We start from the raw sequence: 19,630 nt of genomic DNA on the forward strand, positions 1-19,630 counted from the left end.
GGTGCTGGATGTCGGCTGTGGCAGCGGCTATCACATGTGGCGAATGATTGGCGCGGGCGCCCATCTGGTGGTCGGCATCGATCCAATGCAGCTGTTCCTGGTGCAGTTCGAAGCGGTGCGTAAGCTGCTGAACGACGATCGCCGGGCGCATATGCTGCCGCTGGGCATTGAGCAGTTACCGGTGTTGCAGGCGTTCGATACCGTGTTTTCGATGGGCGTGCTCTATCACCGTCGTTCCCCGCTCGATCATCTGTTACAGCTTAAGAATCAGCTGGTCAGCGGTGGTGAACTGGTGCTGGAGACGCTGGTGATTGAGGGCGATGTGAATCAGGTGCTGGTGCCCGGTGAGCGCTATGCACAGATGCGTAACGTCTTCTTCATCCCGTCCGCCGAGGCGCTGAAAAGCTGGCTGGAGAAAAGCGGCTTTGTTGATGTGCGGATTGTCGATTTTGCTCTGACCACCACTGAAGAGCAGCGCCGAACCGACTGGATGACCAGCGAGTCGCTGGCCGAATTCCTTGATCCCGTAGACCCCAGCAAAACGGTTGAGGGCTATCCGGCTCCGCTGCGTGCCGTGCTGGTCGCCACCAAACCGTAATGCCCTGGCGGCGAAACAACGCCAGTTTCGCCGCAAATCCAATAAACACACAGCCGGTAACGCGATCCATCACCTTCAGCACCCGCGGTTTTCTCAGACGACCGGCGAAGTAGTGGCTGCCGCCAGTCAATATCGCATTCCAGACCAGACAGCCGGGCATGATATCCAGTGCCGTCACGCTGGCGCGTTTTGCGCCCTGAGCTACTGCTGAGCGCAGCATCCGCGTGGTGGTCATGGCGTTATCCCTGGAGGTAACAGCCGGTCAGCAGAGTATGGGTGTCCTGCTAGCGTAACAGGCCAGTCGGATTATCTCACCCTGGTCACTCTCCCTGTTCGTCAGCGTGTGCCATGCTAAGGGCGGTTTAACTTCATATTAAGGAGCTGTGATTATGAGTAAATTTATCTTCTCTTCACCCCGTAAATATGTGCAGGGCGCGGGCGTGCTGGATGAGCTGGGTCCCTATGTGGCCGAACTGGGTGATAACGCTTTCCTGGTCGCGGATGATGTCGTCTGGAAATTGATCGGCGAACGCGCGCAACAGGCGCTGCAAAAGGCGGGCGTTACCTTCAACTGGCACCAGTTCAACGGCGAGGCCTCCAGTAATGAGATTACCCGACTCAGTGCGCTGGCAAAAAGTCAGGGCTGTAACGTGGTGGTCGGGCTGGGAGGCGGAAAAACGCTGGACACGGTTAAGGCGGTGGCGGATGAAATCAGGCAGCCGGTAGCAATCGTGCCGACGATCGCCTCCACCGATGCCCCCTGTAGCGCGCTGTCGGTCATCTATTCTGATAGCGGCGTATTTGAGAGCTATCGCTTCTACAGCAAAAATCCTGATTTGGTGCTGGTGGACACCGCCGTCTGCGCCAGTGCGCCGGCACGACTCTTTGCCTCAGGCATTGCAGATGGTCTGGCGACCTGGGTTGAAGCGCAGGCAGTGGCGCGTTCGCATTCGAAATCGATGGTCAATGGTGATCCGACACTTGCCGGACTGGCGATTGCCCGAGCCTGTGAAGAAACGCTTCTTACATGGGGTTACAGCGCCTATGTTGCAGTCACTGAAAAACGGGTGACGCCAGCGGTGGAAGCGGTGGTAGAGGCAAATACGCTGCTCTCGGGGCTGGGCTTTGAAAACGGCGGGCTGGCAGCTGCACACGCCATTCATAATGGTTTTACCGCTATTGATGGTGATATCCACCATCTGACCCATGGCGAGAAAGTCGCCTACGGCACACTGACACAAATGGTGCTTGAGAAGCGTCCGGACGAGGAAATTGCGCGCTATATCCGCTTCTATCGCGCGATCAATATGCCAACCACGCTTCGGGAGCTGCATCTGGAAAATGAAAGCTGGGAGAATCTGGTGAAGATAGGTGCACTGGCGAACAGTGAGGGCGACACGCTGAAAAATCTCAATCCAAATCTTTCACCGGAAGATATTGCCAACGCACTGCTGGCGCTGGATGCTTTTAGTCAGACAGTAAAATAGTCACCCGACAGGCGATCATCCGATCGCCTTTTACTCCGCCGCCGCCGGCTGGTCCCAGTACTCATATTTGTAGGCGGAACTGAGATGGCGCTCAATAGTGCCGCGCGTGAAGATTTCGGTCTCGTGAAGATAGCTCAGGGTACAGTTACCCACCTGATCCCAGGACTGACACTCATCTACTGACCGGATGGTGCTCAGCGGTGTGGTCGCCGTGCCGTTGAGCCGCACTTCACGCCATTGGGGATCGTAGGTATAACTGTCGGTGCTGCGGGCCGATGTGGTGCGGGTCACCAGACCCTGCGGGTTCCAGTGGTAATGATTTTCACCGTTGGTCAGGGGATCGCTGCCGCGTGCCACGCTCTTCTCCAGCCGGAACTGCCGATCATAGCGATAAGTCGTGTCGGTAAAGCCGCTTTTACCCATGCTGGTAAACCTGTCGGAGGCGCTGGTGATGTTGCCATGCTGACCTTTCTGCCAGTTAATCGTCCCCTTTCGGTTATCGACCACCACCTCTTTGCCCTCTTTCAGCACTTTTACCATATAGGCATATTCCGCCACCCAGCCGCCTTGCACCCGGGCAATGTGTTGCTCCATGCTGAGAATCACGTTGCGCTCACTTTTGTCATAGCTGACGTCGGCAACAGTCAGATCGCCACAGGCGTCAAACTGCCCCAGCACCCGCTTTTGCGAGTTCACATCTTTGCCAAACTCACCCGCAACCACCTGCTTCACCGCGCCTTTCGCATTCCCGCCCAGCAAAATCAGGTTATTGCTGTTAGCCACAGCAACGTTGTTCGGGCTGCATGCGCTGGCGGCAGCGCTGCCACTGCAGAGAGCAGTCAGGATCAGAGTCAGGACAGCAATCGGATTGGGTTTCATAGGATCTTTTCCAGGCGACGTTGCTTTCAGTGTAAACGCTACGGTGATGAACAGCGGCAATCTGTGAAGATTTCAGCCTGCATCGCCTTTTAGGACCGAAGAGGCGACACGGCATCAGCATAACGAATAAAGCGGGTGATTACGTTGCTGCCGCGCCTGAAAGTCCTGGATGACATGTAATGATTAATATGGGGCAGGTGATTTTTATCGAGCCAGGCGAAAGAGTGATAACTTCGCTGCAGCCAGATCTCAGCCCCCCACTGTTACTATGAAGTACTCTTACCTGTTATGTCCATCTTGTAAATATCAGGATTTCACACTTTTAAAGAGTAGAATCAGTGTGTATCAGCCTGCCTGGAAGCTGATTCATCAAATTATAAAAAAAAAGGAAATCAGTCTGTCCGGGTACTGCACTTAACTCGCTCCAGAATTAACGAAAACTGTAACATGCCTCATTCTGCATATTATGTAAGGTAGTTAGCAGGTATTCGTCATTCAGGACAAACTCAGGATTGATAAAAATCAGCGCAGATGCACAGGCGGTTATAGAGAGACATGTAACTTTTTCTTATTCAGCCATTCTTCAGACTGCACTATTGTCATTCGTGGGTCAAAGAAACAGGAGGGCTATTTTTCACTTTACATCAGAGGTTGCTAAGAAAGCCAAAAACCCACCAGATGGCGAGATTTTTAATGTTATATGTTTGCGCGTTATCTCAATATTTAACACTATGGGATTCTTTTTGCGTGACGCACTTAAATTATTTATACTTAATACGGATTTACAATCCACAACATTGAAGATTGTGGCATTAATATTGATGGAGCATGGAAGCATGGCGCGTAACTTAGCCCCCGGATATTGTATAGTGGAAAGACCCGGTACACTGGATTATCAGGCACGGGAACTGTTCAGAGATATTCGTTCCCCAGCCACCAGCCTGTTTATGAAACTCAATGCGGATACGCAATATCTGAAACCCGGGCAAATTTTAATCGTTGCTGACCCGGACACGCCTGATCACCTGACAATGCAGATGCTGACCACACTCCGACAGGCAAAAAATAAAACCAACGCGGCGCTTACAGGCGTAAGTGTCGACGATGCCCGGTTTATGCAGAAACATTACGGAATGATCGCTGCGCTGAGTGGTGCCGGAGAAAAAATCTTCAGCACTGCGGGTGATGTCGGCGAAAAGTATTTCAATGCCATTGAGCAAACACTAAAAAAAATTGAAGCCAGCTACCAGAATCAGTTTCGTACCCAGTGGACGTTGATCAGCCAGCAGTTTTTTGTGGAACGTAATCAATTGCTGCACCAGCTAAAGGAATTAGTTAACAGACCGCTGTTAAAATCCCTTGCACGATATACCTTGAAATTCCAACAGTATGACAATATGAAGCGGGCGTTAAACCTCTCCAGCCGTTCGATTGTTCATGAGTGGTCTACTGTGGGGATGGGTAGCATTCCTGGATATTCGTATTATGTGGGCAATGCGGCCAGAGCAGCGCGCTTCCTCAAGGCCGGAGGATATATTGGTATGGGATTTGCTTTTGCCGGGACAAGTAATGAAGTTGTGAATGCCTGTATGACAGGCCGAGAGGGTGAATGTGGCAAAATCGCCGTAAGAGATTACTCAAAGTTTGTGCTTGGCACAGCCGGAGGAGTGGTTGGCGGTGCATATGGAGGTGCTGCTATGACCGGTATTTGTACCGCTATAGGTATTGCTACCGTAGGAGCAGGTGGAGTGGCATGTGCTGTTGTGGGATCTGTCGCCGGTGGTTATATTGGCAGCACTGGCGCAGAAGCAATTGTTAATAAGGTAACAGAGCTACTATGGTAATTGAAAAATTATTAGCTGGCACATCATTATTTTTTGGATTATTAGGCAGCGGGCTTATATTTTTTTCGTTTTTTGTTTATGCAGCGAAAAGAAAAGATTACTACAAACTGATCTCATCTTATTCGAATAAATATAAATTCCCCGCACCTTGTTCTTTCTATCATAGTGTCGGCTTCTTCGGTGCATTCCCGGTCATACGTTTTTTTATAAAATTAAGCCAGCGGAAGAAAATATTTCTTATGGACAGTAATGACCCAGCATATTCTTTCTTTGATGATAAAAACATCAAAATACACTCATGGATGAGATTTTTTTCTGGCCTGTGGTTTGCAGCTACAGCATGTCTCATCATTTTCGCTTTTATCGGACTGCTTTTACCATAAAATAGTGGTGGCTCTTCAATGGGCCACTTTTGTCAAAAATTTTCATCCATTTCAAGATGCACATTGAGCATCGATAGACACCTATCTATCAATCTCTCAGAAATCTGATGCTTAGGCCGCAAAAGTCGGAGTAAGTAGCTAAAATGAATGTAAAAGAGAAAGGTGTTTTAGCGGCAGTAACAATAGTATTGAATAAAAATTTTTATCCGGCATCACTTTTAATTCAAGATAAATAATGTTGTTGATTAAGGAATTGTGCTGCGTCGTATTCGCTTAGCTCCCGAGGTTTCCTTAACTGTTTAACTTGTTGCTTTACACAAAAAGAACCCCAGCAAGTTGTACTGGGGTTTGGTACTTGCAAACACCACGTCAATGATCGGCGTGCTGCGCGGCAAAATCTGTTGTGATTCAGGCGACCCGAACGGTGCTCATCTGCATCACGCTTTTCATCGCCTCAACCACATCGCCGTCTACACAGTAGCGGCTGAACTCGTCGGTTTCGGCTTCTGAACACATGGAGACCCCCGCTTTGCGGTAGCGCATCGGCGATGCCATCAGGCGACTGGCCGAGCTGTGGACTTCATCAATCCCCATGTCGAGAAACTTTTGCAGGTTGCTGAGACGAACCCCGGCACCCGCCATAATAATAGGACCGTTACTGGTCTCATTAAGTTCCCTGAGTAATGCAATTCCGTTTTCAGCGCTCTGCTGCTGGCCGGATGTCAATATCCGCGCCACCCCCAAATCCGTTAATTCTTCCAGTGCGCGCTTAGGACTGTGGCACAGATCGAAGGCGCGATGAAAGGTCACGGCCATGCCGTCACACAGCGCCATAATCTGCCGCATCTGACCATGATGAATGTGGGCCTCTTCATCCAGCATCCCAATCACCAGGCCAGGAAAACCGAGTTCGCGGATTAACGCCACGTCCGATTTCATCGCTTCAAATTCGCGTGAGCTGTAACAAAAATCGCCACCCCGTGGCCGGACAATAGGATGAACCGGAATCGAAACGTCGCGCCGGGCGGCATTCAACACACCCGCCGATGGTGTCAGGCCGCCTTCACGCGGTGCGGTACAAAGTTCCACCCGATCGGCGCCCGCCTCTTGTGCAGTTACGGCGCAATCCACGCCATAGCAGCAAATTTCCAGTGTGGTCATTCTCTTCTCCTTTACATGACTCTGGTTCAAGGCAGATTCATCAGTTAGTCTGGCTGCTGGAATGAGTTTACCGGGAAAGTTAACTATGGCATTCAATTTCGACCAACGGATAGACCGTCGTCACAGCGATAGCCTTAAATGGAACAAATATGCGGACCAGGACATTCTGCCGTTGTGGGTGGCAGATACGGATTTTCGATCGCCTGATTGCGTCATCGATGCGATTAAAACCCGCGCCGAGCATGGAATTTTTGGCTATGGCGACACGCCAGTAGCGTTCATCGACAGCGCCGTTGCCTGGCTCGCCTCGCACTATCAGTGGCACGTTAATCCGGAGTGGATTGTGGTGTTGCCGGGTGTGGTGTGCGGGTTGAATCTCACCGTGCGGGCGTTTACCGCGCCTGACGAGCTGACGATTGCCCCCACTCCCATCTATCCGCCGTTTCGCGGTGCGGCAAAACTGGCAGAGCGGGAGCAGGTCAATCTGCCCTTAACGCTGGAAGAGGGACGCTGGTTGCTGGATCTGGCTGCGGCTGAAGATCAGATGGGCGGTAAAGAGCGGCTGTTGATGCTGTGTAATCCGCAGAATCCGGGCGGCACCGTCTATCGCCACGAGGAGCTGCAGGCGCAGCTGGAATTTGCGCAGAAGCACAATCTGATTGTCTGTTCCGACGAGATCCACAGCGATCTGCTGCTGGAACCGGGCATTCAGCACATTCCGTTTGCGTCGCTGAGTGAAGATGCGGCCCAGCGCAGTGTGACGCTGATGTCACCCTCGAAGAGCTTTAATATTGCCGGTCTGGGTGCCTCCATCGCCATCATCCCCAACGCCGAACTGCGCGCGCGCTTTAACCGGTTGCGACGCGGCATTGTGGCAGAGGTTGATATTCTGGCACTCACCGCTGCGGCAGCGGCATGGCGCGATGGTGAGCCCTGGCTGAAGGCGCAGAACGCCTACCTGCGCAGTAACCGTGACTGGCTTGTGTCGCAGGTCAATAAGATGACTGGCCTGTCGGTCGCCACGCCGGAAGCGACCTATCTCGCCTGGATCGACGCCAGCGCGCTGGGTGTGGCCAGCCCTGCACTCTATTTTGAGAAGCACGGACTGGGCTTAACTGCCGGACGCGAGTTTGGCAATGACCAGTTTGTCCGGCTCAATTTCGGCTGTACCCGTGCCCTGCTGGATGAGGCTGTAGCGCGCCTGAAGCGCGCCGTGGCCGCCCGCATCTAGTTCTGTTCGCTGGCGACAATCTCCTCCAGCCGCCACGGATGAAACTTGATTGTCGTCTGTCCATCCGTCACCGCCAGGGTCGGATTGGGCAGACGTTCATTCTCGCCCTGCGGTGAGCTGGTTTTAAAAGAAATGCCCGGCTGCGTCAGTGCCTCATCGGACAATAACGCCATCGCTCGCATGCCCAGCGTCTGATGATCGCCGCGTAACACCACCTCTATATGCTCCCAGCCTTCATGGCGATAACGCTTTTCACCCGGCCATGGCAGTTCAACCACATCAATCTGTCTGCCCGCCACAACCAGTGGATCATGGAGTTTAAACAGGCAAATCTGCCGTCCGTTGATCATTGCAGCCGAAAACTCGGTGCCAATCTGTTGCAGGCCTTGCTGCCAGCGCTTCGCCGTCGTGTCCTGATGACAACGCACCGAAATATGGTCCACGTCCAGATCGTTAAGGCGCAAACCGAGTCGCTGCGCAAAATTTTGCAACGATTCTTCAAAACGTCCTAAATCTGTCTTTAAATCATCCAATTCTGCCGGAAAAGTTCGCTCCACCACCCTCAATCCTCTCTATTTGTTTAGCATTTATAATCGGTCTGGTTTATTGTGCGCCGCGTGCTCAGCGTCACATAATGGTAAGATTCATCTTATTTGGACTGAAATTTAATGCAAAACCGTATAATAACATCTTTCATTTCGGATTTATCTCCTGTTTAGGGCCATGAGTAGCTTGATGAAAGTGCATTAAATTACTGATTTAAATCAACTTCTTTAATACAATAAGATAACTCTCATTTGAAGGACAAACAATTGCAGCCTTCCCTGCCTTCCTATAAATTTGACCTAACACAACCAAAAGGAATGGCTCTATGTCTATGCTCATCGTTGTCGCTGTCCTGATCGCACTGATGGGATTTGCAATTTCCCGCCATTGGAAGGTGCGTGAAGATAAAAGCGTAAAGAACCCACGCCGTCACTTGCGACGTCGTTAACGCCTCTGGGAAACATCTTCTTCAGCTCTGTTTCCCCGCTTCATCCAACTACTGACGCCCACCCACATTTCACGTATACTTTTCCCCTCATTTTTTCCGTTTTGTCTGCCCCATCCGTTTCTGCCTATCCGTTACGCGATGTGCTCAGGCAAGATGATGACAGCCCGGCTTAGCAGGCCTGGCTTTGTTCAGCACATGAAGGTAACTCGGTGAATATTCAGGCACTTCTTTCCGCAAAAGTCAGTCAGGCAATGGTTTTAGCCGGCGCACCCGCCGATTGCGAACCGCAGGTTCGTCAGTCCGCACGGGTTCAGTTTGGAGACTATCAGGCCAACGGCATTATGGCCGTGGCGAAAAAGCTGGGACAGGCACCGCGACAATTAGCGGAAACGGTGATTCAGCACCTCGACCTGACAGGTATTGCCAGCAAGGTTGAAATTGCCGGGCCGGGCTTCATCAACATCTTCCTGGACCACAACTGGCTGGCAACCCACGCCCGTGAAGCGCTGAGTCTGCCGCGCCTTGGCGTGCAGCTGGCCGAGCCGCAGACTATCGTGGTCGACTACTCTGCGCCTAACGTCGCAAAAGAGATGCACGTTGGCCACGTCCGCTCCACCATCATTGGTGATGCGGCGGTGCGTACGCTTGAGTTCCTGGGTCATAAAGTAATCCGCGCCAACCACGTGGGCGACTGGGGTACGCAGTTCGGCATGTTGATCGCGTTTCTGGAAAAGCAGCAGAATGAAGATCATGCAGAGATGGCGCTGGCCGATCTCGAAGGCTTCTACCGTGAAGCCAAGCGCACCTATGATGAAAATCCTGAGTTTGCCGAGCGCGCGCGCAGCTATGTAGTGAAACTCCAGGGTGGCGATGAATACTGCCGCCAGATGTGGAAGAAGCTGGTCGACATCACCATGAGTCAGAACCAGAAAATCTATGACCGCATGAACGTGACACTGACGCGCAACGATGTCATGGGTGAAAGCCTCTATAACGATATGCTGCCTGGCATCGTCTCCGACCTGAAGCAGAAAGGCTTAGCGGTTGAGAGCGAAGGCGCGACCGTGGTGTTCCTGGATGAATTCCAGAACAAAGAAGGTGAGCCGATGGGCGTCATCATCCAGAAAAAGGATGGCGGCTACCTCTACACCACCACCGATATCGCCTGTGCGAAATATCGTTACGAAACGCTGAAAGCCGATCGTGTACTCTATTACATCGACTCACGTCAGCATCAGCATCTGGTTCAGGCCTGGACCATCGTGCGTAAAGCGGGTTATGTGCCGGAGTCTGTGCCACTGGAGCACCATGCATTCGGCATGATGCTGGGCAAAGATGGCCGTCCGTTCAAAACCCGCAGCGGCGGCACCATCAAGCTCTCCGATCTGCTGGATGAAGCCTATCAGCGTGCCTACACGCTGGTGCGTGAGAAGAACCCGGAGATGAGCGAAGCGGAAGTGAAAACGCTGGCAGAAGTGGTCGGCATCAGCGCAGTGAAATACGCTGACCTGTCAAAAAGCCGCACCACCGACTACATCTTCGACTGGGACAACATGCTGGCGTTTGAAGGCAACACCGCGCCTTACATGCAGTATGCCTATACCCGTGTGCTCTCCGTGTTCCGCAAAGCGGGTATTGATGCCAATTCACTGGATGCAGCGATCGTGATCAGCGAAGAGCGCGAAGCGCAGCTGGCTACCCGCCTGCTGCAGTTTGAAGAGGTCATCACTCAGGTCGCTCGTGACGGTACGCCACATGTGATGTGTGCTTATCTCTACGATCTGGCTGGTCTGTTCTCCGGCTTCTACGAGCACTGCCCGATCCTCAGCGCGGAGTCAGAAGAAACCCGTCTGAGCCGACTGCAGCTGGCCGCGCTGACGGCGAAAACGCTGAAGCAGGGTCTGGATACGCTGGGTATCGACACCGTCGAGCGTATGTAATCTCAGAAACGGAGAGGGTTTACCCTCTCCGTTTCTGCTCTCCATTATCCTCTCAGAACGTCCTCCAAATCTCCGCAGCAGGAGAGTGTTATGTCTGTCGCCGCGCACCTTATCAGCAGCCACCTTCCCACAATTAAGCAGTTGCAGTGCTTTCTGGCTGTCGCCCACGAGCTTAATTTTCGCCGTGCCGCAGAACGGCTCAGCATGACGCAGCCTCCGCTCACCCGCCAGATTCAAAGCCTGGAAGATCTGCTCGGTCAGTCGCTGTTCAGTCGCACAACCCACGCAGTGACGCTCACCGAATCTGGCCGTGCGCTGGTCGCGAAAGCAGAAGCGATCCTCACAGCGTTAAGTGTATTAAAGCAGGAAGCACAGCCCGCCGCACGGCTGCGCATCGGGCTGACCCGCACGCTGAACTTTGAACGGATCGCGCCGCTCAATAAACAGCTCGCCAGTTTCCTTGCCCGCGATGAGATGGAGATGCCCAGTCTGACCTCCGCTCAACTGCTCCAGAGCCTGGCAAAAAACAACCTGGATTTGATCCTCACCGGCGAAAAAGGGCCCGAAGCCGAAGAGGTCGTCCAGTACGCCTGGGTTTACCGCGAACCGCTGCTCGTCGCTATGCCATCGACGCACCCAGCCAGTCTGACGCAGAAAGTCTCGCTGGACGCGCTGGCCGACCTGCCGTTGTTCTGGTTTGCGCGCAGTGCCAATCCGCAGTTTTACGATAAATGCGAGCGTTACTTCGCCACGCTCAGCGTCATGCTGAAACGGGTGAGAGAGCCGGATGATTCCCTGCTGATGCTATCGCACATCGCCAGAGGCAAAGGATTCGCCCTGATGCCGCAGTCAAAATGTACCTTTAACCAGGCAGGTCTCTGTTACCGGCCGCTGACGGAAGGCGCGGCGCAACAGCTGGCAATTGATGTTTATGTGGCTATTCGCGCCGATGAAAACAGTGAGTCGGTTCTCAATGCGCTGAGAGTCCTCTCTCAGCCCGCTGAAAGCGAAGCCTCTACGCGCGGCTGAGTCGTAGAGCCATCCGTCCAGTTGCTGTCTGAATCCCTCGTTTCCCTGATACCTTTTTTGCATAACGGAAAGAGCAATTCATAGCTTTAACGCGGAGTGAAACAATCGTGTCTCACTTACGAGGAGAGACAATGAAAAAGCGAACGTTAACTCAGGGTCTGGACGTCAGCGCCATCGGCTATGGCGCAATGGGGCTCAGCGAATTTTATGGGCAGACCGATGATCGTCATTCACGTCAACTGCTCAGCCAGCTGCGCGACCTGGATATCACTTTTATCGATACTGCCGATCTCTACGGACGTGGACACAACGAGCAGCTAATCGGACAGTTTCTTGCCGGGCTGAGCAAGGCTGAGCGGCTGAGATTCACCGTCGCCACCAAATGTGGCATCGAGCGCCCGGCAGATGAGGCCTATGCCCGCACCATCAACAATCAGCCGGACTACATTACCCGCAGCTGCCATGCCTCCCTGAAACGGCTGGGCGTTGAGCGTATCGATCTCTTTTATCTGCATCGCATCAGTCCGGCGACGCCGATTGAGGAGAGCATGCAGTGTCTCAGCCGTCTGGTGCAGGAAGGAAAAATCGCCCGGATTGGGCTGTGTGAAGCCTCTGCCGCCACGCTGTACCGGGCGCAGGCGATTCATCCGCTGGCCACGCTGCAGACGGAATATTCACTCTGGACGCGAGACATCGAGGAAGAAATTCTGCCAACGGTGAAAAAGCTCGGTATCGGCCTTGTGCCCTATTCGCCGCTGGGCAGAGGTTTCCTGACCGGCAAATACCGCAAAAACAGTGATTTTGCCGAGGGTGATTTCCGTAAAAACAATGACCGTTTCCAGCAGGAAAATATCGATCATAATCTACAGCTTCTTAATGCAGTGACGCCGCTGGCGGAAAAATACGACGCCACCACCGGGCAGATTGCGCTGGCCTGGCTACTGGCACAGTATGAAAAAATTGTCCCGATTCCGGGTACTAAACAGATCGCTTATCTCACTGAAAATGCGCAGGCTGCAGATATCGAGCTGGAAGAGCAAGATCTCCGGTTGCTGAATAGTATTCATCAGCAGATTGAGGTCAAAGGCGGCCGCTATTCTGAGGAGGGAATGAAGGGGGTTAATGCCTGAAGATACACTACGCACTTGCGCACTGTGTAACGGTGCGCAAGATGCAAAGGCACAGGAGGAGATCTCCGGCTTTCCTTCAGTCAGTTCAGCAACAACACGCTTACTCGTAATTAACCATCACTTCGCTGCTCACCACCCGTAATCCGGGTGGGAGCGCCCCGCTTCCGGCAAAACCAAACACCATGTGCAACGTCTCACCGGCGTTCAGATGCGCCAGCCCGCGCGTGATGCCGCTGGCACCTTCAAGCGACGTGCAACGCTGTTCGCCGCACAGCCGCACTTCCAGGCCAGACGGTGCCGGTCTGCTCAGTTCATAACGCCAGTTAACGATGCTGACTTCCCCGCCGACATCGGCGGGCGGCGTCAGCGGCTGCGCCCGTTGCCAGCTGCCACGGTTCGCCAGCAGCGGCCCGTTGGCCGTGGCGCTCCAGGCCCCCCCTGCCGCCTGAGCCATCAGCGGCAGCATTAACAAAGCCGTCACCAGCCAGCGCATTATTTGCCTCCGATGGTGGCAGTCATACGGATCTGGCGGTTGTCGCTCAGTTCCAGATTAGAGAGCACCACCAGCTGTGGCAGATTACGGCGCAGGAATCGTGCCAGCAGCGCACGCAGCGGATGATTGACCAGCAGTACCGGAGGCGCGCCCAGCATCTCCTGACGCTGCAATGCCGCCTGTGCCTGACTCAACAGCCGATCGGCCAGACCCGGCTCCAGTCCGCCACCACCCTGCAACGCCTGTAACAGCAGACGCTCAAGTGTGGAATCCAGCCCAATAACCTGTACTTCTTCATTACCCGGGAACCACTGCTGAGTAATTGCACGGCCCAGCGCCACACGCACGACGCTGGTCAGCTCCTGCGGATCGCTCTGTACCGGTGCATGCTCTGCCAGTGTTTCGATAATGGTACGCATATCGCGAATCGATACCCGCTCAACCAGCAGGTTCTGCAGCACCTTGTGCAGCGTGGTCAGCGAGATCACACCCGGCACCAGATCTTCGGTCAGCTTCGGCATTTCCTGGGTCACACGATCCAGCAGTTGCTGCGCTTCCTGACGGCCAAACAGCTCGCTGGCGAACTGGCCAATCAGATGGTTAAGGTGAGTGGCTACTACGGTACTGGCTTCTACAACGGTAAAGCCCTGAATCTGCGCCTGCTCTTTCAGCGCGCTGTCAATCCAGACCGCCGCCAGGCCAAAGGCCGGATCGACGGTTGCTTCACCCGGCAGGCTGCCGGCAGCCGTGCCCGGGTTAATCGCCATCCAGCGGCCAGGATAGGCATCACCGCTGCCAATCTCCACCCCTTTCATCAGGATGCGATAGCGTGCAGGTGGCAGATCCATGTTGTCGCGGATATGCACCACCGGCGGCAGGAAACCAACATCCTGAGCAACCTTCTTACGAATACTGCGGATACGTCCCAGCAGCTCACCGTTTTGCTGATGATCGACCATCGGAATCAGGCGATAGCCCACCTCCATGCCCAGCGTATCTTCCAGCTGCACATCGGTCCACGACGCTTCGGTGGCGGCTGGCGTGTCCGCCGTTTTGTTGCTGATGCTGCCGGCAACGTCCACTTTTTTCTTCGGCTGTGCTTCGCGACCACGCAGCCACCAGGCCAGACCCAGTAAGGCGGCGGTGAACAGCAGGAAGACGAAGTTAGGCATGCCAGGCACCAGACCCAGCAGGCCAATCACACCGGCGCTGAGCATGAGTACGCGGGGATCTTTGAACAACTGGGTGACCATCTGCTCGCCGACATCCTGATCGGTGGCGACGCGCGTCACGATAACACCGGCAGCGGTGGAGATAACCAGCGCCGGGATCTGCGCAACCAGACCATCACCGATGGTCAGCAGCGTATAGGTCTCTGCGGCATGACCCGCATCCATACCGTGCTGCACCACGCCCACCAGCAGGCCGCCGATGACGTTGATGACCATGATCATGATACCGGCGACGGCATCACCACGAACGAACTTACTCGCACCGTCCATCGAACCGTAGAAGTCAGCTTCCTGGGTCACTTCAGCACGGCGGCGTTTGGCATCATCTTCACCGATCAGACCGGCGTTGAGGTCGGCATCGATCGCCATCTGCTTACCGGGCATCCCGTCCAGCACAAAGCGCGCGCCCACTTCGGCGATACGACCGGCACCCTTGGTGATAACCATAAAGTTGATGATCACGAGGATGATAAACACCACGATACCGATGGCAAAGTTGCCGCCCACCAGGAAGTGGCCGAACGCTTCAACTACCTGTCCGGCCGCGGCGGCACCGGTGTGCCCCTCCATCAGGATGATACGGGTCGAGGCGACGTTCAGCGCCAGACGCAGCAATGTCGAGAACAGCAGAATAGTCGGGAACGCCGCAAACTCCAGAGTCCGCTGGGTGAACATCGCCACCAGCAGGATCATGATCGACAGCGCAATGTTAAAGGTGAACAGCAGATCGAGGATAAACGGCGGTAATGGCAGAACCATCATCGACAGGATCATCAGGATCAGTACCGGCCCGGCCAGTACCTGCCATTGCATATCTTTAAAGCCCGGTAAACGTAGCTTTACGGCCAGGTTATTAGCCATCGTTGTTGTTCTCTCCTGCAAAGTCCATCTCTGCCGGGACCGGCAGGTCTTTTGGTTTGGTTGGGATCAGGCCGCCTTCGCGCTTCCAGCGGCGTGACTGCCAGACCCATGCCAGCACTTCGGCCACGGCGGCATAGAGCGCGCCGGGAATGTGCTGACCAATTTCGGTATGTCGGTATAACGCACGCGCCAGCGGCGGTGCTTCCAGAACCGGAATGCGGTGTTCAGCAGCCAGTTCACGAATTCTCAGGGCGATCTCGCCCGCGCCTTTCGCAACAACCTTTGGCGCACTCATCTTTTTCTCGTTGTACTGCAGTGCGACCGAGTAGTGCGTCGGGTTGGTGACAATAACGTCGGCTTTCGGGACATCCGCCATCATCCTGCGTCGCGCGGCGGCGCGCATCTGCTGACGAATACGGCCTTTAACATGTGGGTCGCCTTCCTGCTGCTTATGCTCGTCGCGAATTTCCTGCATCGACATCTTCAGCTTCTTAAAGTGGCTATACAGCTGCCAGAAGACGTCATAGCCCACCATCGGAATCAGCCCCAGCATCACCAGCGAACAGCAGATCGCAATCATCTCCATGCCGTGAATCAGCGCGGTGACGGGCGATTCACTGATCAGCCGCAGCATCTCAGGCCAGTGGCTCCAGATGTACCACCAGCCCACAGCGCCAACCAGAATAGTCTTGAGGAGACCTTTAAACAGTTCGGTCCAGGCCTGAGCGGCGAACATCCGCTTGAAACCCGCCATCGGGCTCATCTTCTTCAGGTCGAACTTGATCGATTTACCGCTGAAAACAATACCGCCCAGCAGCATGGGCGCGGCGATTGCTACCAGTACCAGACCGCCCATCAGCGGCAGCAGCGCCATCAGTGCCTGAGTGATCAGGCTGCCGATGTGGCTGACGATAATTTTGTCGTCTCTGACCATGCCGTGGTCAAAACGGAGCCCGGTGGCGACCATCGCCGCCAGGCGGTGCGCCATCATGTTGCCGCCCATCCACAGGATCATGATGCCGGCCAGCAGCATCAGTACAGATGTCAGTTCGCGCGAACGCGGAATCTGGCCCTCTTCACGCGCTTTCTCAAGTCGGTGGGCCGTGGGCGATTCTGTTTTGTCTTCGTCGCTATCTTCAGCCACGACAAACCTCGGTTGGCAGGAATTCTGAGCTTAGAATGCCAAATCTGGCTTAAGTTAAAGCGGAGATAAGAAGGGGGAAACAGGCGTTCTTTCGGGGATGGATCTGACAATGCAGAACGGGGCCACCCGAAGGTGACCCTGTTTAGTTTATTTTGCAGCGGTTTTGCCCGCCCGCAGGCGGATGAAAACTAGAAGCCTAAGCTGTCCAGCAGGTCATCAACCTGATCCTGGTTCGCCACGACGCCTGGTGCATCGTTGTGGATCTGCGGACCGTTCAGCAGGCTGTTGCCGACCTGGCGCTTCTCAGCACTGACTTCTGGCATGTTCTCCAGCAGCACCATTAACAGCTGGCGCTCGATTTCCTGGATCACATCCATCATGCGCTTGATAACCTGACCGGTAAGGTCCTGGAAATCCTGCGCCATCATGATTTCAAGCAGCTGCTTGTTGGTAAAGGCGGTGTGCTCTGGCACGGCGGTGAGGAATTCGCGCGTATCCGTCACCAACTCCCGCGCATCACCCAATTCAATCGGGTTCTCAAACCACTCATCCCAACGCCCTTTCAGCTGCGTTGCTCCGGCTTCCATCTTATCCTGATGGGGTTGTGCTGCTTCAACACAGTTCAACGCACGGTCGGCGGCCTGCGCCGTCATCTGCACAACATAATCCAGACGATCGCGGGCATCAGGAATAGCTTCAGCTGCATCAGCAATCGCTTTATCCAGCCCCAGCTCGCGCAGACTGTCGCGCAGCATGCGCGTCAGAGAGCCAATGCGTGAAATGATGTCGGGTGCCGCGGCATCCTCAGTTGGTTTCGGAAAGTCGCTCATCACATCCCCTTACATGCCCAGTTTTTCGAAAATTTTACCCAGCTTTTCTTCCAGGGTAGCCGCGGTGAATGGCTTCACCACATATCCACTGGCACCCGCCTGGGCGGCGGCGATAATGTTCTCTTTCTTCGCTTCCGCGGTCACCATCAACACCGGCAGTGAACTCATTGCCGCGTCGGCACGAATGGTCTGCAGCAGTTGCAGGCCATCCATGTTTGGCATGTTCCAGTCGGAAATCACGAAGTCGAAACCACCCGCTTTCAGTTTGCCGAGGGCATCCACACCATCTTCCGCTTCTTCTACGTTATTGAAGCCCAGCTCTTTCAGCAGGTTACGCACAATACGACGCATCGTATTGAAGTCGTCTACTACCAAAAAGCGCATGTTTTTATCAGCCATATCTACTCCTGAGTTGTCTCGCCCGGCGGGACGGGCCTGTTAAATACGCAATGCCTGTCCGGCGCTAATTTTAGCCAGCATGTGCTGGCTGATGTTGCTTAAATCTACGACTTCGCTCACGCCGCCTGTGGCGATGGCCTCACGCGGCATGCCAAATACCACACAGCTGGCTTCGTTCTGGGCGATAGTCCAGGCGCCTGCCCGATGCATTTCCAGCATCCCTGCCGCACCGTCGTTGCCCATTCCGGTAAGGATGACCCCTACCGCATTTCGTCCGGCGTACGTTGCCACCGATTTGAACAGCACATCCACAGAGGGTTTGTGCCGGTTAACCGGTGGACCTTCATTCAGTTTCACCACATAGTTGGCACCACTTCGGGCCAGTTCCATGTGCATTGCGCCTGGCGCGATGTAGGCGTGCCCCGGCAGAATACGCTCACCATCTTCGGCTTCTTTCACCGTGATCTGACACAGCTTGTTCAGACGCTCGGCAAAAGAGCGGGTAAAGCCTGGTGGCATATGCTGAGTAATCAGCAGTGCCGGGCTGGTCGCCGGTAACGGCTGCAGCACATGGCGAATGGCCTCGGTTCCGCCGGTTGATGAGCCAATCGCAATCAGCTTCTCACTACTCAGCAGCGGACCCGCTTTCAGTGTCGCTGGCACCGGCATCGCTGTACGGTTGTGCAGACGGGCACGGGAAGCGGCACGAATTTTGTCGCCAATCATCTGGCTGTACGCCAGCATTCCTTCGCGGATGCCGAGCTGGGGTTTGGTGACAAAATCTACCGCACCCAGCTCCAGCGCGCGCAGCGTAATCTCGGAGCCTTTCCCGGTCAGCGATGAAACCATCACCACCGGCATTGGCCGTAACCGCATCAGTTTTTCGAGGAAATCGAGGCCATCCATGCGCGGCATTTCCACATCCAGCGTCAGCACCTGCGGATTGAACTGCTTAATCAAATCGCGGGCGACCAGCGGATCGGGCGCAGTAGCGACCATCTCCATATCCGGATGGCTGTTGATGATCTCTGTCATCAACTGCCGCATCAGCGCAGAGTCATCTACGCACATCACGGTGATTTTGCTCATCATCTTTCCTTCGTCAGTCCATAGACGGTTTGCCCGCGCAGCCAGAACTCTTTACTGATCTGACTGAAGTTTTCTGAGTGCCCGGCGAACAGGATGCCGCCCGGCTTCAGCAGTGGGACAAACCGACGCAGAATCTTCTCCTGCGTCTCTTTATCGAAATAGATCATCACATTGCGACAGAAAATCGCGTCGAATTGACCCGGCAGCGCCCAATCATTGGCCAGCAGGTTGAGCTGCGCGTAAGTGACCATGTTGGTCAGCTCGGGACGCGCCCGCACCATGCCGGCATGAGGACCGGTGCCGCGCAGGAAGTAGCGCTGCATTTGCGCCGGTGACAGCGTGCGCAGCTCTTCCTGGCGATACACACCCGCCACCGCTTTTTCCAGCACCTGGGTATCGATATCGCTGGCATGAACCTGGAACTTACCCGGTCCGGTACCCAGCGCTTCCGCCAGCGTCATGGCGATGGAGTAAGGCTCTTCACCAGTTGACGCTGCAGTGCTCCAGACGCTGAAGTTGCCCTGCCGCTTACGTGCATGCTCCGCCAGAATCGGGAAGTGATGCGCTTCGCGGAAGAAAGCGGTCAGGTTGGTGGTCAGTGCGTTAATAAACGCCTGCCACTCGGCACTGTTCGGATCGGACTCCAGCAGCGCCAGGTAGCGACCGAAATCATCGATATTCAGCGTACGCAGGCGACGAACCAGACGGTTGTAAACCATCTCACGCTTGTGATCGGCCAGGACGATACCGGCACGCTGATAGATCAGCTGGCTGATACGACGAAAATGCGTATCGGAGAGCGGTAAGCGCTGCACCATCTGCGACAGCAGCGTTGTCGTCTCACTTTGATCTAAAATTGTCGATTTTTTCATCTCTGCACCTGGCCCGAACTGAATTCATTATTTT

General features: G+C 54.6%; 19 protein-coding genes and 1 pseudogene. 9 read left to right on the forward strand and 11 right to left on the reverse strand.

What is annotated here, in order from left to right; genetic code table 11:
• On the forward strand, nucleotides 1-598 hold a 598-nt coding region (cmoB, locus tag AC2LB6_RS21075), incomplete at its 5' end, for a tRNA 5-methoxyuridine(34)/uridine 5-oxyacetic acid(34) synthase CmoB (RefSeq protein ID WP_490094998.1).
• A 7-nt stretch (nucleotides 599-605) separates the two neighbouring features.
• Here cmoB and AC2LB6_RS21080 read toward each other — a convergent pair.
• Nucleotides 606-749: pseudogene (locus AC2LB6_RS21080) on the reverse strand (LysE family translocator); the annotation flags it as partial.
• Between the two features lie 238 nt (nucleotides 750-987).
• Here AC2LB6_RS21080 and AC2LB6_RS21085 point away from each other — a divergent pair.
• Complete coding sequence (locus tag AC2LB6_RS21085) at nucleotides 988-2,085, forward strand: glycerol dehydrogenase (RefSeq protein ID WP_490094999.1); 1,098 nt, start codon at nucleotides 988-990, stop codon at nucleotides 2,083-2,085.
• Nucleotides 2,086-2,115: 30 nt separating this feature from the next.
• Here AC2LB6_RS21085 and AC2LB6_RS21090 read toward each other — a convergent pair whose 3' ends face one another.
• Entirely contained in the window at nucleotides 2,116-2,964 is an 849-nt protein-coding gene (locus AC2LB6_RS21090) for a hypothetical protein (RefSeq protein ID WP_490095000.1), read from the reverse strand.
• 836 nt (nucleotides 2,965-3,800) lie between these two features.
• On the opposite strand from AC2LB6_RS21090, the gene AC2LB6_RS21095 reads away from it, so the two are divergent.
• Together AC2LB6_RS21095 and AC2LB6_RS21100 are read left to right on the forward strand one after the other, a co-directional pair.
• The gene (locus tag AC2LB6_RS21095) at nucleotides 3,801-4,808 is read left to right on the forward strand and encodes a hypothetical protein (protein WP_490095018.1); all 1,008 of its coding nucleotides are present in this window, start codon (nucleotides 3,801-3,803) and stop codon (nucleotides 4,806-4,808) included.
• Nucleotides 4,802-5,191 carry a hypothetical protein gene (locus AC2LB6_RS21100; RefSeq protein WP_490095001.1) on the forward strand — a complete coding sequence of 130 codons (390 nt, stop codon included), beginning with the start codon at nucleotides 4,802-4,804 and terminating at the stop codon, nucleotides 5,189-5,191. Before AC2LB6_RS21095 ends, AC2LB6_RS21100 begins: the two co-directional genes overlap by 7 nt.
• Nucleotides 5,192-5,599: 408 nt before the next feature.
• Here the strand turns inward: AC2LB6_RS21100 and cutC are convergent, their stop codons facing one another.
• Nucleotides 5,600-6,352, reverse strand: a complete 753-nt coding sequence (gene cutC, locus AC2LB6_RS21105; protein WP_490095002.1) for a copper homeostasis protein CutC — start codon at nucleotides 6,350-6,352, stop codon at nucleotides 5,600-5,602.
• An 85-nt stretch (nucleotides 6,353-6,437) separates the two neighbouring features.
• Here cutC and AC2LB6_RS21110 point away from each other — a divergent pair, with 85 nt between their 5' ends.
• Entirely contained in the window at nucleotides 6,438-7,583 is a 1,146-nt protein-coding gene (locus AC2LB6_RS21110; RefSeq protein ID WP_490095003.1) for a MalY/PatB family protein, read from the forward strand.
• Here AC2LB6_RS21110 and AC2LB6_RS21115 read toward each other — a convergent pair.
• A complete protein-coding gene (locus AC2LB6_RS21115) occupies nucleotides 7,580-8,140 on the reverse strand; it encodes a VOC family protein (protein WP_090963519.1) in 561 nt (186 codons plus the stop codon). The two genes, AC2LB6_RS21110 and AC2LB6_RS21115, sit on opposite strands and share 4 nt — an antisense overlap.
• A gap of 314 nt (nucleotides 8,141-8,454) precedes the next feature.
• Between AC2LB6_RS21115 and AC2LB6_RS21120 the strand changes: the two genes are divergently transcribed.
• The 4 genes from AC2LB6_RS21120 to AC2LB6_RS21135 all read left to right on the forward strand — a co-directional run bounded on the left by AC2LB6_RS21120 (nucleotide 8,455) and on the right by AC2LB6_RS21135 (nucleotide 12,676).
• Nucleotides 8,455-8,577, forward strand: a complete 123-nt coding sequence (locus AC2LB6_RS21120; protein WP_009089698.1) for a hypothetical protein — start codon at nucleotides 8,455-8,457, stop codon at nucleotides 8,575-8,577.
• A gap of 209 nt (nucleotides 8,578-8,786) precedes the next feature.
• Nucleotides 8,787-10,517, forward strand: a complete 1,731-nt coding sequence (argS, locus tag AC2LB6_RS21125) for an arginine--tRNA ligase (RefSeq protein WP_490095004.1) — start codon at nucleotides 8,787-8,789, stop codon at nucleotides 10,515-10,517.
• Between the two features lie 90 nt (nucleotides 10,518-10,607).
• Nucleotides 10,608-11,546 carry a LysR family transcriptional regulator gene (locus AC2LB6_RS21130; RefSeq protein WP_490095005.1) on the forward strand — a complete coding sequence of 313 codons (939 nt, stop codon included), beginning with the start codon at nucleotides 10,608-10,610 and terminating at the stop codon, nucleotides 11,544-11,546.
• 131 nt (nucleotides 11,547-11,677) lie between these two features.
• A complete protein-coding gene (locus tag AC2LB6_RS21135; protein WP_490095006.1) occupies nucleotides 11,678-12,676 on the forward strand; it encodes an aldo/keto reductase in 999 nt (332 codons plus the stop codon).
• Between the two features lie 100 nt (nucleotides 12,677-12,776).
• Here AC2LB6_RS21135 and flhE read toward each other — a convergent pair whose 3' ends face one another.
• From flhE to cheR, 7 genes are all read right to left on the reverse strand, one after another.
• Nucleotides 12,777-13,169 carry a flagellar protein FlhE gene (gene flhE, locus AC2LB6_RS21140; RefSeq protein ID WP_490095007.1) on the reverse strand — a complete coding sequence of 131 codons (393 nt, stop codon included), beginning with the start codon at nucleotides 13,167-13,169 and terminating at the stop codon, nucleotides 12,777-12,779.
• A complete protein-coding gene (flhA, locus tag AC2LB6_RS21145) occupies nucleotides 13,169-15,262 on the reverse strand; it encodes a flagellar biosynthesis protein FlhA (RefSeq protein ID WP_490095008.1) in 2,094 nt (697 codons plus the stop codon). The genes flhE and flhA overlap by 1 nt, the downstream gene beginning before the upstream one ends.
• Complete coding sequence (flhB, locus tag AC2LB6_RS21150) at nucleotides 15,255-16,406, reverse strand: flagellar biosynthesis protein FlhB (RefSeq protein WP_490095009.1); 1,152 nt, start codon at nucleotides 16,404-16,406, stop codon at nucleotides 15,255-15,257. The genes flhA and flhB overlap by 8 nt, the downstream gene beginning before the upstream one ends.
• Before the next feature lie 188 nt (nucleotides 16,407-16,594).
• Nucleotides 16,595-17,236, reverse strand: coding sequence for a protein phosphatase CheZ (cheZ, locus tag AC2LB6_RS21155; protein ID WP_136196456.1), 642 nt, complete (start codon nucleotides 17,234-17,236; stop codon nucleotides 16,595-16,597).
• A gap of 9 nt (nucleotides 17,237-17,245) precedes the next feature.
• Nucleotides 17,246-17,635 carry a chemotaxis response regulator CheY gene (cheY, locus tag AC2LB6_RS21160; protein WP_010258559.1) on the reverse strand — a complete coding sequence of 130 codons (390 nt, stop codon included), beginning with the start codon at nucleotides 17,633-17,635 and terminating at the stop codon, nucleotides 17,246-17,248.
• Between the two features lie 39 nt (nucleotides 17,636-17,674).
• Nucleotides 17,675-18,724 carry a protein-glutamate methylesterase/protein-glutamine glutaminase gene (locus AC2LB6_RS21165; protein WP_090960156.1) on the reverse strand — a complete coding sequence of 350 codons (1,050 nt, stop codon included), beginning with the start codon at nucleotides 18,722-18,724 and terminating at the stop codon, nucleotides 17,675-17,677.
• A complete protein-coding gene (gene cheR, locus AC2LB6_RS21170; protein ID WP_090960153.1) occupies nucleotides 18,724-19,596 on the reverse strand; it encodes a protein-glutamate O-methyltransferase CheR in 873 nt (290 codons plus the stop codon). Before cheR ends, AC2LB6_RS21165 begins: the two co-directional genes overlap by 1 nt.
• Nucleotides 19,597-19,630: the final 34 nt, after the last annotated feature.

This window comes from Pantoea sp. RCC30.1 (assembly GCF_058148845.1).

Bases quoted from the DNA above. Each gene is read 5' to 3' on its own strand.
- AC2LB6_RS21100 (WP_490095001.1), top strand. From the start codon at position 4,802: ATGGTAATTGAAAAATTATTAGCTGGCACATCATTATTTTTTGGATTA.
- AC2LB6_RS21120 (WP_009089698.1), top strand. From the start codon at position 8,455: ATGTCTATGCTCATCGTTGTCGCTGTCCTGATCGCACTGATGGGATTT.
- cheY (WP_010258559.1), bottom strand. From the start codon at position 17,635: ATGGCTGATAAAAACATGCGCTTTTTGGTAGTAGACGACTTCAATACG.
- AC2LB6_RS21165 (WP_090960156.1), bottom strand. From the start codon at position 18,724: ATGAGCAAAATCACCGTGATGTGCGTAGATGACTCTGCGCTGATGCGG.
- AC2LB6_RS21110 (WP_490095003.1), top strand. From the start codon at position 6,438: ATGGCATTCAATTTCGACCAACGGATAGACCGTCGTCACAGCGATAGC.
- cheZ (WP_136196456.1), bottom strand. From the start codon at position 17,236: ATGAGCGACTTTCCGAAACCAACTGAGGATGCCGCGGCACCCGACATC.
- cutC (WP_490095002.1), bottom strand. From the start codon at position 6,352: ATGACCACACTGGAAATTTGCTGCTATGGCGTGGATTGCGCCGTAACT.
- flhE (WP_490095007.1), bottom strand. From the start codon at position 13,169: ATGCGCTGGCTGGTGACGGCTTTGTTAATGCTGCCGCTGATGGCTCAG.
- cheR (WP_090960153.1), bottom strand. From the start codon at position 19,596: ATGAAAAAATCGACAATTTTAGATCAAAGTGAGACGACAACGCTGCTG.
- AC2LB6_RS21130 (WP_490095005.1), top strand. From the start codon at position 10,608: ATGTCTGTCGCCGCGCACCTTATCAGCAGCCACCTTCCCACAATTAAG.
- AC2LB6_RS21090 (WP_490095000.1), bottom strand. From the start codon at position 2,964: ATGAAACCCAATCCGATTGCTGTCCTGACTCTGATCCTGACTGCTCTC.
- flhA (WP_490095008.1), bottom strand. From the start codon at position 15,262: ATGGCTAATAACCTGGCCGTAAAGCTACGTTTACCGGGCTTTAAAGAT.
- AC2LB6_RS21135 (WP_490095006.1), top strand. From the start codon at position 11,678: ATGAAAAAGCGAACGTTAACTCAGGGTCTGGACGTCAGCGCCATCGGC.
- AC2LB6_RS21095 (WP_490095018.1), top strand. From the start codon at position 3,801: ATGGCGCGTAACTTAGCCCCCGGATATTGTATAGTGGAAAGACCCGGT.
- AC2LB6_RS21085 (WP_490094999.1), top strand. From the start codon at position 988: ATGAGTAAATTTATCTTCTCTTCACCCCGTAAATATGTGCAGGGCGCG.